The sequence below is a fragment of the Pseudomonas sp. P4_C8 genome (assembly GCF_056401975.1).
On sequence record NZ_JBFUIH010000114.1, the window covers coordinates 1 to 901 of the forward strand.

Here is a 901-nt window from a genome sequence, read left to right on the forward strand (position 1 = left end):
CCCGGTCAATGACCCAAGCGTCCTGACCGCGGACACCAATACTGTCGATGAAGACCACGCRGCCACYGGCAACGTGCTGACCAATGACMRCGATGTSGATAATCTCCTGAGCGTSKCCAGCTTCAGCGTGAATGGGGTCAACGGCAGCGTCACGGCGGGCCAGACCGCAACCATKACCGGTGTCGGAACGCTGATCATCGCCAGCAACGGTGCTTACACCTTTACCCCGGTGGAGAACTGGAACGGCACCGTGCCGACCGTCACCTACACCACCAACACCGGCTCCACCAGCACGCTGAATATCAGCGTCACCCCGGTCAATGACCCGAGCGTCCTGACCGCGGACACCAACACTGTCGATGAAGACCACGCGGCCATCGGCAACGTGCTGACCAACGACCACGATGTCGATAATCTCCTGAGCGTGGCCACCTTCACGGTTGGCGGCACCGAGTACACCGCAGGCGCCACCCCGGCGATCATCGCCAACGTCGGCACCCTGGTGATCGGGGCGAACGGTGCTTACACCTTTACCCCGGTGGATAACTGGAACGGCACCGTGCCGACCGTCACCTACACCACCAACACCGGTTCCACCAGCACGCTGGATATCAGCGTCACCCCGGTCAATGACCCAAGCGTCCTGACCGCGGATACCAACACTGTCGATGAAGACCATGTTGCAACCGGCAACGTGCTGGGCAATGACAGCGATGTGGATAATCTCCTGAGCGTGGCCACCTTCACGGTTGGCGGCACCGAGTACGCCGCAGGCGCCACCCCGGCGATCATCGCCAACGTCGGCACCCTGGTGATCGGGGCGAACGGTGCTTACACCTTTACTCCGGACTCCAACTACAACGGCACCGTGCCGACCGTCACCTACACCACCAACACCGGT

At 61.8% G+C, this 901-nt stretch carries 1 protein-coding gene; it reads left to right on the forward strand.

Going from position 1 to position 901, the window contains the following annotated elements; genetic code table 11:
* Positions 1 to 901, forward strand: a 901-nt coding sequence (locus AC1DWM_RS30115) for an Ig-like domain-containing protein (RefSeq protein ID WP_477796890.1), incomplete at both ends; no start/stop codon positions are given.